The following is a 17397-nucleotide window of genomic DNA, read 5'->3' on the forward strand; positions in this document are numbered from 1 at the left end:
AAAAGGCGCCCGCAGGCGCCTTCAGAGAACGTCACACTTCAGTTCCAAGTATTACTTAATCTCTATTACCGCCAACAATACCCAAGAGGGCAAGTAAGTTGGTAAAGACGTTATACACATCCAAGTAAATAGCTAATGTAGCCATGATGTAGTTGGTCTCGCCGCCGTTGATTACGCGCTGTACATCAACCAAGATAAAGGCTGAGAAGATTGCGATAGCTAGAACCATCACAGTCAGCATCAAAGCAGGTAACTGCAGCCAGATGTTTGCCAATGAAGCAACGATCAAGAGCAGCACGCCAACCATGAGCCACTTGCCCATACCAGCAAAGTCGCTCTTGCTGACAGTTGCAATGGTTGCCATGGTGGCGAAGATTGCAGCAGTGCCGCCGAATGACAACATGATGAGAGTCGCGCCATTGCTATAGCTGTTCAGTGTGTAGCCAACTAAGCGGGACATCATGATGCCCATGAAGAAGGTAAAGCCCAGGAGTAGAAGAACGCCTACACCAGTGTCTTTATTCTTTTCAATTGCCCAGAAGAAACCAAAGGCAACTGCCATGAACACGATAAAGCCGATAAATGGACTGCCTGAGAAGAAATCCAATCCCATGGCAACACCGAGCCAGGCGCCAATGACAGTAGGCACCATGGATAGCGCTAAAAGCGCATAAGTATTGCGAAGTACGCGGTTGCGTACCTGGACGGTACTAATTGAGCCGGTTTGGCCAAAGCCGTAAGAGTTCAGATCACTCATATTGACTCCTTCTTTTTTCATAGTTATTACAAGAGCCCATATAGGGCTGTTGACAGTAAGTATAGACAAAACACCTAAATTTCAAGCCCCCTTATGAAAGACCTACAAATTAAAGGCTTATGCCCTGTAAATTCAAGGGCTTAGCCCTACAGACATAGGGGTAAATACGGTCAGGCAATGTATAATTCGGGGGTCGCTGGAGTGGGGTGGCTTATGAGCCCCAAGCTGGCAAATACCTTTGAAATCACTATTGGAGTCTTGAATGGCAATTGAACGCACCCTTTCTATTATCAAACCTGATGCTGTCGCTAAAAACGTCATCGGCAAAATCTATGACCGTTTCGAATCTGCTGGTTTGAAGATTGTTGCTTCCAGAATGGCGCATTTGTCACAAAACGAAGCTGAGCAGTTCTATGGCGTTCACAAAGATCGTCCTTTCTTCAAAGACTTGGTGAGCTTCATGATCTCTGGTCCTGTCATGATTCAAGTTTTGCAAGGTGAAGGCGCTATTGCTAAGAATCGCGACTTGATGGGCGCGACTGATCCTAAGAAAGCAGAAAAAGGCACAATCCGTGCTGATTTTGCTGACAGCATTGATGCAAATGCTGTTCACGGTTCTGACGCTCCTGAAACAGCTGCTGTGGAAGTTGCATTCTTCTTCCCCGGCATGAATGTTTTCAATCGTTAATCAGTAACCTATTTAACTATAAGTAGGCGCATTGACCTCCCCGCGCGTAAATCTCTTAGATTTTGACGCTGACCAAATGGCAGCGTATGTCGCGGGGTTGAATGAAAAGCCCTTCAGGGCAAAGCAACTCATGCAGTGGATACATCAACGTGGTGTATCAGACATTAATGACATGAGTGATTTAGCAAAAAGCTTCAGAGCAACCTTGCTAGATAAAGCAGAAGTACTTTCTCTCCCCGTAATTAAAGATGAGCATGCGCTAGACGGCACCCGCAAATGGTTACTGGACGTGGGCGCTGGCAATGCGGTGGAGTCCGTTTTTATTCCTGAGGATGATCGAGGCACTTTGTGCATCTCTTCTCAGGCGGGATGCGCAGTCAATTGCCGTTTTTGCTCAACAGGGCATCAAGGTTTCTCGCGCAACCTCACATCCGGTGAAATCATCGGTCAACTTTGGTTTGCTGAACATCTGCTCCGTAATGATCCCGAAGCTGTTCGCCGCATCGAAAAATTTCCTACTCCAGGTTGGGAACATACTGGTCGTGTGATTTCTAATGTGGTGATGATGGGAATGGGCGAGCCCTTACTCAATTACGACAATGTCGTTTCTGCATTGCGCCTTATGCTTGATGATAGGGCGTATGGTTTATCGCGCCGTCGTGTGACCGTTTCAACATCGGGCGTAGTGCCGATGATTGATCGCCTCGCGCAAGATTGCCCAGTAGCATTAGCGGTTTCATTGCATGCGCCGAATGATGCATTGCGCGATCAGTTAGTGCCGCTCAATCAAAAATATCCATTACGTGAATTATTGGATGCTTGTGAGCGTTACCTACCATTTGCTCCAAGAGATTTTTTAACTTTTGAATATTGCATGCTTGATGGTGTGAATGACTCCGACATCCAAGCAAAAGAATTGGTGCGCTTGCTCAGAAACATTAAGTGCAAAATTAATCTGATTCCATTTAATCCGTTTCCAGAGTCTGGCTTGAAGCGTTCTCCAGCCCAGCGGGTCAATGCCTTTGCTGGCATTCTATTGGATGCCGGAATGGTGGCGACAGTACGCAAGACTCGCGGCGATGACATTGCAGCGGCTTGTGGGCAGTTGGCAGGGGACGTGGTAGATCGCACTCGAGTTCGTGAGCGTGATGTTCACAGCGCTGAGATTGAAATTGCTGAAGTTGAATCAAATGAGCATCCCATTGAATGGCTCAAAAAATTAAATTAAAGATTAGATCCCGACCAATAGAATCCAATGAGCTCTAATTCATTACCTGCATTGCCTCTAGGACCCAGTCCTAAGCGCGCTACCCGTCAGGCAACCGTTGCTTGGAAGACCAACATCATTACTGTAGGTGGTGATGCTCCAGTGCGCGTGCAATCCATGACAAATACCGACACTGCTGATGCGGTAGGTACTGCCATTCAAGTAAAAGAATTGGCGCGTGCTGGATCGGAGATGGTGCGTATTACTGTCAATACGCCAGAAGCTGCTGCTGCAGTTCCTTATATTCGTGAGCAGTTAGATAAGATGGATGTTTTAGTGCCGCTCATTGGCGACTTCCACTACAACGGCCACACTTTATTAAATGATTTCCCAGAGTGCGCAAAGGCGCTCTCTAAGTACCGCATTAATCCAGGCAATGTAGGCAAGGGCGCGAAGCGTGATCCACAATTTGCTCAGATGATAGAAGCTGCATGTAAATACGACAAGCCGATTCGTATTGGCGTGAACTGGGGTAGCTTAGATCAAGATCTCTTGGCTTCCATCATGGATAGCAATGCGGCTTTAGCAGTTCCAAAGACTGCGCAAGAAGTGATGATTGAGGCTTTGATTCAGTCTGCATTACAGTCCGCAGAAAAAGCAGTGGAGTTGGGTATGAATCCCGATCAGATTTTGCTTTCTTGCAAGGTAAGTAATGTGCAGGACTTGGTTGCGGTCTATCGCGATCTCTCACGACGCTCTGACTATCCATTGCATTTGGGTTTAACTGAAGCCGGTATGGGTAGTAAAGGAATTGTGTCTTCTACGGCAGCAATGGGCATCTTGTTGCAAGAAGGCATTGGCGATACGATTCGCGTTTCGTTAACGCCTGATCCAGGTGCGCCACGTGAAAATGAAGTGATTGTTGCGCAAGAGATTTTGCAAACCATGGGCTTGCGTAACTTCACACCGATGGTGATTGCTTGTCCTGGTTGTGGCAGAACAACTAGCACTACTTTCCAGGAATTGGCGGCCAATATTCAATCGTATCTGCGTCAACAAATGCCGATTTGGAAGAAAACCCATCCTGGCGTTGAGAATATGAACGTGGCTGTCATGGGCTGTATTGTGAATGGCCCAGGCGAGAGCAAGCATGCGAATATTGGCATTTCACTGCCTGGAACAGGTGAAACACCGGCGGCACCTGTATTCGTAGATGGAGTTAAAGTGAAAACCTTGCGCGGTGAGAGAATTGCTGAAGAGTTTCAGGTAATTGTGGATGAATACGTAAAACAGAATTACGCCGCCAAGGTTTAAATAGATTTAAGTAAAGCAATAACAAAACAATAATAAAAATGACTGATCAAAACGCAAAAGATAAAGTTCAAAAGACGCAAAAGATTAACGGCGTGCGCGGCATGAATGATTTGCTGCCGGCTGATGCTGCGCAGTGGGCTCATCTTGAACATGTTTTGCGCGATCTCACTCGTGCTTATGGTTATGAGTTTTTGAGAACGCCTATTGTGGAAGCAACAGCGGTATTTCAGCGTGGCATTGGCGAAGTCACAGACATTGTTGAAAAGGAAATGTATTCCTTTGAAGACCGCCTCAATGGTGAGCAGCTTACTTTGCGTCCTGAAGGTACTGCCGCTTTAGTGCGCTCCGTTATTGAAAACAATTTGCTGTACGAAGGACCGAAGCGTCTTTGGTACACCGGTCCGATGTTCCGTCATGAGCGTCCTCAGCGTGGTCGCTATCGCCAGTTCCACCAGTTCGGTATTGAGGCCTTAGGTTTTGCTGGGCCAGATATTGATGCTGAAATCATTCTCATGGGTCAACGCCTCTGGGATGAGCTGGGCTTGAAGGGCGTCCGCCTAGAAATTAACTCTTTAGGTCAAGCTCCTGAGCGCGCAGAACATCGTGCAGCCTTGGTTACTTACTTTGAAAAGAATAAAGAGCAGCTCGATGAAGACTCACAGCGGCGTCTGATTTCAAATCCATTGCGCATCTTGGATTCTAAAAATCCTGAGATGCAAGTTTTGATTGAGGGCGCGCCGAAGTTGTTGGATTTCTTGGGTGAAGAGTCGCTCAAGCACTTCAATGCAGTACAGGCTTTGCTAAAGGCCAACAACATCCCTTGCAAAATTAATCCTCGTTTAGTGCGCGGCTTAGATTATTACAACCTCACCGTATTTGAATGGGTGACAGATGAGTTAGGTGCCCAAGGTACGATCGCTGGTGGTGGACGTTACGATCCATTGATCGAGCGTATGGGCGGTAAAGCTGCTCCTGCTTGTGGTTGGGCTATGGGAATGGAGCGCGTTCTAGAGTTAATGAAAGTTTCTGGTTCTTTGCCAGAGACGCAAGCTCAGTGCGACATCTTTGTTTTGCACCAAGGCGGTGAGACTTTGACGGCCGCCATGATTATTGCCGAGCGCTTACGCAGTGCCGGAATCGATACGATCCTGTTTTGCCCTCCAGATGGTCAATCCGCTAGCTTTAAGTCCCAAATGAAGAAGGCGGATAGCAGTGGGGCTGCCTTTGCGGTCATTATTGGACCTGATGAATTGGCGAAGAATGAGGCGCAACTCAAGGACTTACGTGGCACAGGTGAGCAAAAGTCTGTTCCTCTGGATGATGTCTTGGGAGCAGCAATTGACGCCTTGGTAGGCGCCTCCGAATAGAATTACCCTAATACTTATAAATTACCGATTAATTAGTTTGGATTGACATGCCTTTAGATCTAGAAGAACAAGAACAATTAGACCAATTCAAAGCGTTTTGGCAGAAGTACCGCAATCTCATTACGGGCGTAATTACGGCTGCTTTGTTTGCATATGCTGCTTACAGCGGATATCAGTGGTGGCGCAATAGTCAATCACTGGAGGCTTCCAAGTTGTATGAAACGATGGTGGGCGCAATCGCTAAAGGCGATAAGGACCAAACTTTGCGTGCTGCAGATGATTTACAAAAAGATTTTGGACGTACGCCGTATGCGGCAATGTCTAGCCTAATTGCTGCGCGTATTGCATCAGATGCAGGTGATAGCTCTAAGGCGACAGATTATTTACGTTGGGCTGCCAAGAACGCATCAAATGACGGCTATTTGGCATTGGCAAAATTACGCTTAGTGACACAGTTAATTGAGCAGGGTGGTGAGAAAGATTTTGCTGAGGCAGATCAAATCTTGAATCAAAAACCTATTGCTGGTTTTGAGTCTTTATGGCTTGAGCGTCGCGGTGATTGGTATTTGGCTCAGAAGAAAAATGATCAAGCAAAGCAAAGCTACCAAGAGGCTTGGAAGAAGCTAGACCAATCAAAAGAATTTCCTGAGGAGGCGCGTGGTCTCTTGAAGGTTAAATTGGATGCCGTTGGAGGGGTTGCTCAGTGATGACTACAGAGATGAAGCGTTTACCAAGGCGCATAGGCGCTGCCCTAGTGTTGAGTTCAGTGGTAATTGCTTTGGTTGCCTGCTCTGGCAACTCTCGAGTCAGAAAGCCTGCCGAGTTGGCGACGGTAACCAATCAATTTGATTTGCAGCCGGTGTGGTCAACCAGCGTCGGCTCATCAGAAACTTTTAACTTTCATCCCATTGTTGCTGGGGATGCTGTTTACGCTGCCTCCCATCGAGGCAATTTAGCTAAGATTGATTTGGCATCGGGTAACAAGGTATGGGAAGCATCTGTTCCCGAACGTTTATCCGTGGGACCTGGTTCCGATGGTCGTACCACGGTTGCTGTAACTACAAAAGGTACGGTTTACGCCTACGACGATACTGGTAAGCCAATCTGGAACGTGAGTGTTGGAAGCGAAGTATTAAGTGAGCCTGTAGTTGCTGCCGGTGTGGTGATTGTGCGTGCGCTCGACAACCGTTTCATTGGATTAGATGCTCAAACTGGAGCGCGCAAGTGGACCTATCAACGTCAGCAGTCCGCTTTGTCCTTGCGAGTTGGCTATGGAATGCTCGCTATTGGTAATGAGGTTATTGTTACAGGTTTTACTGGCGGACGTTTTGGCATGATTGCGATTGCCAATGGTGGTTTAGTTTGGGAGACCCCAGTCTCTTTTCCTAAAGGATTCTCAGAAATTGAGCGCTTGAATGATGTCACTGCCAAGCCTAGTATGGATGGCGAGATTATTTGCGCAGTTTCTTATCAAGGTCGTGTTGGTTGCGGTCAAGCGCGTACTGGAAATCTTTTGTGGTTTAAAGATTATTCAAGCTATACCGGCACATCACAAAGTGCGGATATGGTTTTCTCGGCTAACGACAAATCGCACGTGACTGCATTTGCTACCAAAGATGGCGCACAAGTTTGGGAGAACACTCAGTTAACGTTCCGCGATGTGGGCGAGTCGCTTGCAGTCGGTAGGGTTTTACTCATGGGTGATGCACAAGGTTACATCCATGCATTTTCACAGGCGAATGGTGAGTTGGTTGCACGTATTCGTCACGACAGTAGTCCAATCTCGGCTGCCCCCATTGCGGTAGGTGGTCTCATCTTGGTTCAATCTCAAGGTGGAAAAATAGCGGCGTACAGTCCAAAATGAATCCAGTTATCACTATCGTCGGCCGTCCCAACGTAGGGAAGTCGACCCTCTTTAATCGCCTAACGCGTTCACGTGATGCATTGGTAGCTGATTTTTCTGGCTTAACCAGAGATCGGCACTATGGCAAAGGCCGCATTGGTGAGCGCGCATTCATCTGCGTAGATACCGGTGGTTTCGAGCCTGTTGCTAAGACCGGCATTGTTGCTGAAATGGCCAAACAAACCAAGCAGGCTGTCGCAGAATCGGACATTGTCATTTTCTTGGTGGATGGTCGTTTGGGTATGGCTCCACAAGATCGCGTAATTGCAGACTTCTTGCGTAAAACGGGTCGCCCAGTCATTCTGGCCGTCAATAAAACTGAAGGCATGCAAGCTGGCGTTGTTACGGCAGATTTTCATGAACTCGGTTTAGGTGAGCCTTTCCCAATCTCATCTGCGCATGGTGATGGTGTGCGCGGTCTGATTGATGATGCATTAGATTCTTTGGGCATCGCTGAGCCGGATGATGAAGAGTTGGCTAACGACCCTAATCGTCCAATGAAGATTGCAGTAGTAGGTCGTCCAAACGTAGGTAAGTCCACATTAATCAATAAGTTGATTGGTGAAGAGCGCGTGATTGCATTTGACATGCCAGGCACTACACGTGATGCGATTGAAGTTCCTTTTGAGCGCAATGGCAAACCCTACATTTTGGTGGATACCGCTGGTCTGCGCCGTCGTGGCAAAGTATTTGAAGCGATTGAGAAGTTCTCTGTTGTAAAGACCTTGCAAGCAATTGCAGACTGTAATGTAGTGATCTTGATGTTAGATGCTCAACAAGATATTTCTGAGCAAGATGCTCACATCGCAGGATTTATTGTTGAAGCTGGTCGTGCCCTAGTGGTCGCGGTAAATAAGTGGGATGGTATCGACGCGTACGTAAAAGAGCGTGCTCGTTTAGAAATTGCACAAAAACTGCGTTTCTTGGATTTTGCAAACGTGCATCCGATTTCCGCTAAAAAAGGCACTGGTCTTAAAGAGCTCTTTAAAGATGTGGATGCAGCCTATGCTGCAGCAATGGCGAAGTTGCCAACCCCACGTTTAACTCGCATTTTGCAAGAAGCAATTGAGCATCAGCAGCCAAAACGGGTTGGTATGGGCCGTCCTAAATTGCGTTATGCCCACCAAGGGGGCATGAACCCTCCAATTGTGGTCATTCATGGCACATCCTTGAGTGGGGTGACTGATAGCTACAAGCGATACTTGGAAGGTCGGTTTAGGGATGTCTTTAAGTTACGCGGCACGCCTTTACGGATTCAGATGAATACGGCTAAAAACCCCTATGTAGATGCTGATAAGGGTAAAAAAGGCAAAAAGCGCTAATTTGGGCTAAGCTTTCATTTCTGAGCCTTCTTGGGCTTGATTTTTTCGAAAATCAGCCCAATATAGAGGACTCAGTCAGCAGTTTGCAGCACAGATTGATATTTAATTAAAAAAGCAAGACTCCGAAAAAAGTAGTTCAGAAAAGATAAATAAGGGGCAGTATGAATAACAACAAAATTCAATTACTTCAGGATCCATTCCTCAATGCATTACGCAAAGAGCATGTTCCTGTTTCGATCTATCTCGTAAATGGCATTAAGTTGCAAGGCAATATTGAATCTTTTGATCAGTATGTTGTTCTCTTGCGGAATACCGTTACGCAGATGGTTTACAAACATGCAATCTCGACAATAGTTCCTGCTCGTGCGATTGATTTCCGTTTAGAAGAAGCTAGCCCTGTATAAAACTGGAGTAGATGCGGCACGCGCCGTTCTGGTTGGAGTAGATACAGGACGCGAAGATTTTGCTGACAGCATGGCCGAACTCAGTCTTTTGGCTGATAGCGCCGGCTCTATACCCGCAGCCAGTGTGATCGCCCGTAAAGGCAGGACTGATCCAGCTTTATTTATCGGCTCAGGTAAAGCTAATGAACTCAAAAGGGTAATGGAAGAGCAGGGTGCAGAACTCGCGATCTTCAACCATCCCTTATCCCCAACACAGCAGCGAAATTTAGAACGTCACATTGGATTTCATGTGATGGATCGCACTGGTTTGATTTTGGATATCTTTAGTCAAAGAGCACAAAGTCATATCGGTAAAACGCAAGTAGAGCTTGCACAAGTTCGCTATCGCATGTCTCGCTTAGTCAGAGCTTGGAGTCACTTAGAGCGTCAACGCGGTGGTATTGGTGTTCGCGGCGGTCCTGGTGAAACGCAAATGGAGTTGGATCGCCGGATGTTGGCAACCAAAGCAAAGCGCCTTGAGAATGAATTAGAAAAACTGCAGCGTCAGCAAAGAACGCAAAGGCGGGCGCGAAATCGTAAAGACGTGTTCTCGGTTTCTTTGGTGGGATACACCAATGCGGGCAAATCAACCCTCTTTAATGCCCTTACCAAAGCAGGGACATATGCGGCCGATCAATTGTTTGCCACTTTGGATACCACCTCTAGAAAGGTCCATTTGGACGGGGTTGGGTCAATTGTGGTCTCCGATACAGTGGGTTTTATCCGAGATTTGCCCCATCAGCTGGTTGAGGCTTTTAGGGCCACTTTGGATGAAACCATCCATGCCGACCTGATTTTGCATGTTATTGATGCCTGTAGCCCAGTAGCTAGGGAGCAAAAGGCTGAAGTTGAAGCAGTTTTAGAGGAAATTGGGGCTGATGACATCCCCCGTATCGAGGTGATGAACAAAATCGACCAGATGCCTCAAACCTTTACCCGTGGGGCTGTTTTAGAACGGGATGGACAAGGCTTCCCAAGCCAGATTTTCCTCTCGGCCCAGACGGGCTTAGGCCTTGATTTACTTCGCTCAGCGCTCGCCGAATGCTCTCAAATGACTGATAGAATAAGGGTCGAGCACAACCGTGCCAAGAAGCAATTGGCCCCGGATGAGTTTTTAGAGCCTTTACCTGAACGACCAGCAACTTCTGAATTTAATCCGATATCCAACCCGAGCTATTTTTCTAATGATGCGTAAATTTCTAGATCTGTTTTCGGTCAATGATCCAGGTTGGGGCAATAGCCACAATTCCGGCGGATCTAAAGATGCCAAAGATGGGCAGGGAAGCGATCAAGCTCCTAAAGTTGACCCCGATACAAATAAACCAGTAGAGACTCAGCCAAATAATCGACCCGCTAAACCAGACGGTCCTCCGGATTTGGATGAGTTGTGGCGTGACTTCAATGACAGAATTGCTGGCATCTTTGGCGGCAAGAAATCTCCTGGCGCAACAAATAGACCTGCAAATAAACCAAGTAGCACTGATATTCCTCCGCCTTCTCAAAGAGGTGGCGGTGGAGGTGGCAATGGCGGGATGAGTGCACCCAACTTCAACTTCAGCAATCCGTTTGGATCTAAAGCAAGCATCTTGATTGCAGGCGCAGTTGTTTTCTTTATGTGGGTGTGTAGTGGCTTCTTCATTATTCAAGAGGGGCAGGCTGGCGTTATTCTGACTTTCGGTAAATACGACTACACCGCCAGGCCTGGTATTAACTGGCGCATGCCTTGGCCAATTCAGTCTGAAGAAACAGTCAACTTGTCAGGTGTTCGCTCTGTGGAAGTGGGGCGCCCTGTTTTAATCAAGGCAACCAATCAAAAAGATTCCTCCATGCTCACCGAGGATGAAAATATTATTGACGTACGCTTTGCTGTGCAATATCGCCTTAAAGATCCTACAGACTATTTATTTAACAATCGCGATCCTGATGCTGCAGTAGTGCAAGCTGCTGAAACTGCCGTCCGTGAGATCGTGGCTCGCAGCAAGATGGATACCGTCTTGTACGAAGGTCGTGAAAAGATCGGCATTGATTTGGCAAACTCTATTCAGAAGATTTTGGATAGCTATAAGACGGGTATTTATGTCACTAGCGTCACCGTCCAAAATGTTCAGCCTCCAGAGCAAGTTCAGGCTGCCTTTGATGATGCAGTGAAGGCCGGTCAGGACCAAGAGCGCTTGAAGAGCGAAGGTCAGGCATACGCAAATGACATTATTCCAAGAGCCAAAGGTACTGCTGCTCGCCTGATTCAGGAGGCTGAAGGCTATAAAGCTCGCGTAGTCGCTACCGCAGAGGGAGATGCCACACGCTTTAAGCAGGTATTAGTTGAATACTCCAAGGCACCTCAGGTGACTCGTGACCGCATGTACATCGATAGCATGCGTGAGATGTATAACAACGTTACTAAGATTTTGGTTGATACCACTAAGAGCAATAGCCTTTTATATCTTCCGCTCGATAAGATCGTTGCACAGGTAAGCGCTGAAAGTGCTCAAGCTGCAACTTCGCAAGTAAATCAGTCTGGATCCAATACCCCAACGGGAAGCGTCACAGTAGGCGGTGCCACTGGCGCCAATACTGTTGCTCCAGTATCTCCAAGTAGTGGTTCTGCAGATAAACGTGATGGTCTCCGTAGTCGCGATAGGGAGGCAAGATAATGAATGCAAATCGTTTAATCGCTGCTGGTATTGGTTTTGTTGCGCTGATCTATGTGTTGTCCTCTAGCATCTTTGTAGTGGATCAACGCAAGTTCGCGGTGGTATTTTCTTTCGGACAAATTGTTCGTGTGATTGAAAACCCTGGCATTCAAGTAAAGCTACCAGCTCCATTTGAGAGTGTCCGCTTCTTTGATCGTCGTATTTTGACAATCGATAATCCTGAAGCAGAACGTTTCATTACCGCTGAGAAGAAAAACCTATTGGTCGATTCTTATGTGAAATGGCGCATTGTCGATCCGCGTAAGTTCTTTATTAGCTTTAAAGGTGACGAGCGTTTAGCGCAGGATCGATTGACTCAATTGGTTCGTTCAGCACTCAATGAAGAGTTCACCAAGCGTACTGTTCGTGAGTTAATTTCTGATCAGCGTGAAGAAGTAATGCAGGGCATCCGTAAGAAAGTCGCTGATGATGCATCGGATATCGGCGTAGAGATTGTTGACGTTCGCTTAAAGCGCGTTGATTTGTTGGCTGAAATTAGTGATTCTGTTTATCGTCGTATGGAAGCAGAGCGTAAGCGTGTTGCTAACGAGTTGCGATCTACTGGTGCTGCAGAGTCTGACAAAATTCGTGCAAATGCCGAACGTCAACGCGATACGATTTTGGCTGAAGCCTATCGTGATGCACAAAAAATTAAGGGAGCAGGTGACGCTAAAGCTACTGCACTTTATGCAGAGGCATTTGGGCGCGATCCTCAGTTTGCTCAGTTCTATCAAAGCCTTGAGGCCTATAGAAGCTCCTTTAAGGATAAGAAGGACGTGATGGTGGTTGAGCCAAGTGGTGAGTTCTTCAAGTTCCTGCACAAAAAATAAGAAAGCAAATAGTTCACATCATGAATCGCTGGTTACTTCCTGAAGATATTGCAGATGTATTGCCCGCCGAGGCTCGCAAGGTTGAGTCTTTGCGTCGTGCTGTCTTGGATTTATATCAGTCCTATGGTTACGAGCTAGTTGCCCCTCCAATCCTGGAGTTCTTAGATTCTTTATTGACTGGTACTGGCTCAGATCTCAATCTTCAGACCTTTAAATTGGTAGATCAATTGTCAGGGCGTACCTTGGGTTTGCGCGCTGACATGACGCCACAAGTTGCTCGTATTGATGCGCACCTTTTAAATCGTGCTGGGGTCACTCGCCTTTGTTACGCAGGCTCTGTTGCTCATGCACGTACGCCAGTAGGTAGCTCTGCTCGCGAAGAATTACAACTGGGTGCTGAGATTTATGGCTGTGCCACTTGGGAAGCTGATCTAGAAGCGATTACCTTGTTGCTAAAAACACTTGATATTGCTGGCGTCAAGAAGGTTTATCTTGATCTGTCTCATGCCGGTATTTTGGCTGGCATCTTGGATGGCCAGAACTTAGATAAATCAACGGTAGAAGCTTTGTATGGCTTATTGCAAAGCAAAGATCGTCCGCGTTTAAGTCAATGGGCGACTTGCTTGCCAGCAAATGTGGCAAAAGCGCTTGTAGCATTGACAGAATTGAATGGCCCTTGTGCTGAGGTATTGGCTAAAGCTAAAAAAGATTTGCCTAAGCATGTTGCTATTGATCAGGCATTGGCAGATCTTGAGCGCTTGGTTGCTGCTGCAGCAAAACTGTCGAGCAACTTAGAGCTCAGTATTGATTTGGCTGATTTGCGTGGTTATCAATACCACAGCGGTGTGATGTTTGCCGCCTATGTTGATCAATTGCCGCAACCCATTGCAAGAGGTGGTCGCTATGACCATGTTGGTCAGGCATTTGGTCGACCACGTCCTGCCACTGGTTTTTCTTTGGATCTGCTAACGCTGGCAAGTTTGTCGCCATTTAGTGCGCGCAAGATGGCCATTATTGCCCCTTGGATTGACGATGCTGAATTAACTAAGGCAGTCGCTGATCTCAGAGGCAAAGGTGAGGTGGTGATTCAAGTGCCTGCGGGTACCAGCCTAGAGGCTGCCGAATACGAATGTGACCGAGAGCTTGTCAAGCAAGCTAGCTCTTGGGAAGTAAAAAAGAAGTAAAGCGACATATCAATTAAAGCAGTGAACAGTTAACTTATTTTGTAATTATCTTTTTGGATTTTCATTATGTCTTCAAAGCAGCAAGCTAAAGGTCGTAACGTAGTTGTCATTGGCACCCAGTGGGGTGATGAAGGCAAAGGTAAGGTGGTAGATTGGTTAACTGATCATGCTCAAGCAGTTGTTCGCTTTCAGGGTGGACACAATGCCGGTCACACACTCATTGTTGGTGACAAGAAAACCATTCTGCGTTTGATTCCATCCGGCATCATGCATAAGACTGTTATTTGCTATATCGGCAATGGCGTTGTCCTTTCTCCGGAAGCGCTCTTTAAAGAGATCGGTGAACTAGAGGCTGCAGGCTTAGACGTCCAGTCTCGCTTGAAGATTTCTGAAGCGACTACATTGATTCTTCCATACCACGTGGCAATCGACCATGCCCGCGAGAAGAAGCGTGGCGAAGCCAAGATTGGCACTACTGGACGCGGTATTGGTCCAGCTTACGAAGATAAAGTGGCGCGTCGTGCACTGCGCGTGCAAGATCTGTTCTACCCAGAAAAATTTGCCGAGCAGTTACGTGAAAACTTGGAATATCACAATTTCATGCTGACTAATTACTACGGCGCAGAGCCGGTCAATTATGAAAAGACATTAGCAGAAGCGATGTCTTACGCTGAACGTATCAAGCCTATGGTGGTAGATGTCTCCAGCGCTTTGTATGCTGCTGAACAAGCTGGCCAAAATCTGTTGTTTGAGGGTGCACAGGGTACTTTGCTCGACATCGATCACGGTACTTATCCTTACGTCACTTCAAGTAACTGTGTAGCAGGTAATGCTGCTGCGGGTTCAGGTGTAGGACCAGATTCATTGCAATATATCTTGGGTATTACCAAAGCCTATTGCACACGCGTTGGTGCGGGCCCATTCCCAAGCGAACTCTATGACCATGACAATCCTGCGAAGCAAGATCCAATCGGCATTCGTTTGGCTGAGGTAGGTAAAGAATTTGGTTCTGTCACTGGTCGTCCACGCCGTACTGGTTGGTTAGACGCTGCTGCATTGAAGCGTTCCATTCAGATCAACGGCTTATCTGGACTTTGCATCACTAAGTTAGATGTTCTGGATGGCTTAGAAACTATTCGTTTATGTGTGGGCTACACCTTAGACGGCAAAAAATTGGATGTATTGCCTCGTGGCGCCGAAGCTGTCGCCCGCTGTGAGCCAATTTATGAAGACTTCCCAGGCTGGAAGGGCACAACCTTTGGAATTCGTGAGTGGAGCAAGCTACCGGTTGAGGCGCAAAACTTCCTGCGTCGTATTGAGGAAGTTGCTGGCAAGCCGATCGCTATGGTTTCTACTGGACCAGAGCGTGATGAAACCATTCTCCTCCAGCATCCTTTTCAGGATTAATTGAAAATAATTGATTCACCTTAATTTATTAACTTTTGCATAAGAAGATAACAACATGACTGCGCGCACTACCTGCAATAGCCTTCAAGTGGCAACCCCTTTATATCGTTTTATCGAAGACAAAGTACTTCCTGGTACCGGTATTAAGAGTGCTGACTTTTGGAAGGGTTTTGATGAAATCGTTAAAGATCTCACACCAAAAAATGAAGCCTTGCTAGCAAAACGTGATCGCATTCAGGCGGATCTGGATAAATGGCATCAAGCCAATCCAGGTCCAATCACCGATATGCCGGCATACCGCAAGTTCCTGAAAGAGATTGATTACTTAGTTGATGTGCCAGGAAAAATTACTGCAACTACTAAGAACGTGGATGATGAGTTGGCTCTTCAGGCTGGTCCTCAGCTGGTAGTTCCAGTTCTCAATGCGCGTTATGCGTTAAATGCTGCTAATGCACGTTGGGGCTCCCTGTATGACGCTCTTTATGGCACCGACGTTCTCTCTGAAGAAGACGGCGCTACTAAGACTGGTGCTTACAATCCAATTCGTGGCGCTAAAGTAGTTGCGTATGCGCGTAACTTCTTAGATCAAGCTGCGCCATTGGCCAAAGGCTCGCACCGCGACTCTGTTGCCTACACAGTTGATGGCAATAAGTTGGCTGTCAAATTAAAGGATGGCACAACAACTGGTTTAGCTGACGAGAAGCAATTTGTTGGTTATCAAGGCGAGGCTTCAGCACCAAGCTCAATCCTCTTGCGTAACAACGGCATTCATATTGATATCGAAATCAATAAGAGCAAAACAATTGGCGCAAGTGACCCTGCAGGCATCAACGATGTTGTACTGGAAGCAGCGCTATCCACTATTTTGGATTTGGAAGACTCTATTGCTGCAGTAGATGGCGATGACAAAGTGGTTGCCTATGAAAACTGGTTAGGTATTCTGAAGGGTACTTTGGTTGAAGAGGTGAAGAAGGGTGATAAGACGATTACTCGTACACTCAACCCGGACCGTAATTACAAAGCTGGCATTGGTGCTGTTGATGCCAAAGATGGCATCGTTACATTGCATGGCCGTTCACTCTTATTCCTCCGTAACGTTGGGCACTTAATGACTAACCCAGCCATTATTACTGGCGAAGGCAAAGAGATTTACGAGGGTATCTTGGATGCTGTAGTGACTGTATTGATTGCTTTGTATGACATCAATCGTCCAGCGAGCCAAGCAATTGGTAATACACGGAAAGGTTCTGTTTATATCGTTAAGCCAAAAATGCATAGCCCAGAAGAAGTGGCTTTTGCAGGCGAATTGTTTGGCCGCGTTGAAAAATTACTCGGCTTGCCAGCTGACACTGTGAAGTTGGGCATCATGGACGAAGAGCGTCGCATGAGCGCAAATATTAAAGCTGCGATTGCTGCTGCTGGTGCACGTGTTGCCTTTATTAACACTGGCTTCTTGGATCGCACTGGCGATGAGATGCACACTGCAATGTATGCGGGTCCAATGATGCGCAAGGGCGATATGAAAACCAGCAAGTGGTTGTCAGCCTATGAGCGTCGTAACGTTTTTGCTGGCTTAGATTGTGGTTTACGTGGTCGCGCTCAAATCGGTAAAGGCATGTGGGCAATGCCAGATATGATGAAGGCCATGGTTGAGCAGAAGATTGTTCATCCAAAAGCAGGTGCTAACACTGCTTGGGTTCCATCACCAACAGCTGCTACCTTGCATGCACTTCACTACCATCAAGTAAACGTAGCTGAACTCCAAAAAGAAATGGAAAAGCTCGATACTCAAGCTGAAGCAGAAGCCTTAATCAACGATTTGTTGACCATTCCAGTAGTTGAAAAAGCAAACTGGTCTAAAGAAGAAATTCAGCAAGAATTGGACAATAACTGCCAAGGAATCTTAGGTTATGTGGTTCGTTGGATTGATCAAGGCGTAGGTTGCTCGAAGGTGCCTGATATTCATAACGTCGGTTTGATGGAAGATCGCGCTACTTTACGTATCTCTAGCCAGCACATTGCCAACTGGTTGCTGAACGGTATTGTGACTGCTGATCAAGTGAACGAAACTTTGCAGCGTATGGCTAAAGTGGTGGATGGTCAAAATGCTGGCGATCCTTTGTACAAGCCAATGATGCCAAACTACAAAGATTCTTATGCTTATAAGGCAGCTAGTGATTTGATTTTCAAAGGTCTTGAGCAGCCTAATGGCTACACTGAGCCTTTATTGCATGCATGGCGTTTGGAAGTCAAAAAAGCGAACGCTTAATACTACTTAGACCTCA

Annotated in this window: 15 protein-coding genes; 14 read left to right on the plus strand and 1 reads right to left on the minus strand. The window is 46.8% G+C overall.

The window, feature by feature from the left end; all coding sequences use genetic code 11:
• Window positions 1-55: 55 nt before the first annotated feature.
• Window positions 56-757, minus strand: a complete 702-nt coding sequence (locus ICN23_RS07780) for a Bax inhibitor-1 family protein (protein ID WP_216231605.1) — start codon at window positions 755-757, stop codon at window positions 56-58.
• 262 nt (window positions 758-1019) lie between these two features.
• Here ICN23_RS07780 and ndk point away from each other — a divergent pair, with 262 nt between their 5' ends.
• The 14 genes from ndk (at window position 1020) to ICN23_RS07850 (ending at window position 17381) form a co-directional block, all read left to right on the plus strand.
• Entirely contained in the window at window positions 1020-1445 is a 426-nt protein-coding gene (gene ndk, locus ICN23_RS07785) for a nucleoside-diphosphate kinase (protein ID WP_068321117.1), read from the plus strand.
• Window positions 1446-1476: 31 nt separating this feature from the next.
• Window positions 1477-2673, plus strand: a complete 1197-nt coding sequence (rlmN, locus tag ICN23_RS07790) for a 23S rRNA (adenine(2503)-C(2))-methyltransferase RlmN (protein ID WP_216231606.1) — start codon at window positions 1477-1479, stop codon at window positions 2671-2673.
• Window positions 2674-2700: 27 nt separating this feature from the next.
• Window positions 2701-3966, plus strand: a complete 1266-nt coding sequence (ispG, locus tag ICN23_RS07795) for a flavodoxin-dependent (E)-4-hydroxy-3-methylbut-2-enyl-diphosphate synthase (protein WP_216231607.1) — start codon at window positions 2701-2703, stop codon at window positions 3964-3966.
• Between the two features lie 38 nt (window positions 3967-4004).
• Window positions 4005-5333 carry a histidine--tRNA ligase gene (gene hisS / locus ICN23_RS07800; RefSeq protein WP_216231608.1) on the plus strand — a complete coding sequence of 443 codons (1329 nt, stop codon included), beginning with the start codon at window positions 4005-4007 and terminating at the stop codon, window positions 5331-5333.
• A gap of 47 nt (window positions 5334-5380) precedes the next feature.
• On the plus strand, window positions 5381-6040 hold the full coding sequence (locus ICN23_RS07805) for a tetratricopeptide repeat protein (protein ID WP_216231609.1): 660 nt from the start codon (window positions 5381-5383) through the stop codon (window positions 6038-6040).
• Window positions 6040-7197 (plus strand): outer membrane protein assembly factor BamB, encoded by a 1158-nt coding sequence (gene bamB / locus ICN23_RS07810; RefSeq protein WP_216231970.1) that lies wholly within the window; start codon window positions 6040-6042, stop codon window positions 7195-7197. Before ICN23_RS07805 ends, bamB begins: the two co-directional genes overlap by 1 nt.
• Complete coding sequence (der, locus tag ICN23_RS07815; protein WP_216231610.1) at window positions 7194-8558, plus strand: ribosome biogenesis GTPase Der; 1365 nt, start codon at window positions 7194-7196, stop codon at window positions 8556-8558. Before bamB ends, der begins: the two co-directional genes overlap by 4 nt.
• A gap of 161 nt (window positions 8559-8719) precedes the next feature.
• Window positions 8720-8962: an RNA chaperone Hfq gene (hfq, locus tag ICN23_RS07820; RefSeq protein WP_011903125.1), complete on the plus strand. Its 243-nt coding sequence runs from the start codon at window positions 8720-8722 to the stop codon at window positions 8960-8962.
• A 28-nt stretch (window positions 8963-8990) separates the two neighbouring features.
• The gene (gene hflX, locus ICN23_RS07825) at window positions 8991-10196 is read left to right on the plus strand and encodes a GTPase HflX (RefSeq protein WP_216231971.1); all 1206 of its coding nucleotides are present in this window, start codon (window positions 8991-8993) and stop codon (window positions 10194-10196) included.
• Window positions 10186-11652: an FtsH protease activity modulator HflK gene (hflK, locus tag ICN23_RS07830; protein WP_216231611.1), complete on the plus strand. Its 1467-nt coding sequence runs from the start codon at window positions 10186-10188 to the stop codon at window positions 11650-11652. The genes hflX and hflK overlap by 11 nt, the downstream gene beginning before the upstream one ends.
• On the plus strand, window positions 11652-12521 hold the full coding sequence (gene hflC, locus ICN23_RS07835; RefSeq protein WP_216231612.1) for a protease modulator HflC: 870 nt from the start codon (window positions 11652-11654) through the stop codon (window positions 12519-12521). Before hflK ends, hflC begins: the two co-directional genes overlap by 1 nt.
• A gap of 20 nt (window positions 12522-12541) precedes the next feature.
• Window positions 12542-13705 (plus strand): ATP phosphoribosyltransferase regulatory subunit, encoded by a 1164-nt coding sequence (locus ICN23_RS07840; protein ID WP_216231613.1) that lies wholly within the window; start codon window positions 12542-12544, stop codon window positions 13703-13705.
• Window positions 13706-13771: 66 nt separating this feature from the next.
• On the plus strand, window positions 13772-15112 hold the full coding sequence (locus ICN23_RS07845) for an adenylosuccinate synthase (protein ID WP_216231614.1): 1341 nt from the start codon (window positions 13772-13774) through the stop codon (window positions 15110-15112).
• 55 nt (window positions 15113-15167) lie between these two features.
• Window positions 15168-17381 (plus strand): malate synthase G, encoded by a 2214-nt coding sequence (locus tag ICN23_RS07850; protein WP_216231615.1) that lies wholly within the window; start codon window positions 15168-15170, stop codon window positions 17379-17381.
• Window positions 17382-17397 lie beyond the last annotated feature (16 nt).

The organism is Polynucleobacter sp. MWH-Jannik1A5 (assembly GCF_018881795.1).
GTDB lineage: Bacteria > Pseudomonadota > Gammaproteobacteria > Burkholderiales > Burkholderiaceae > Polynucleobacter.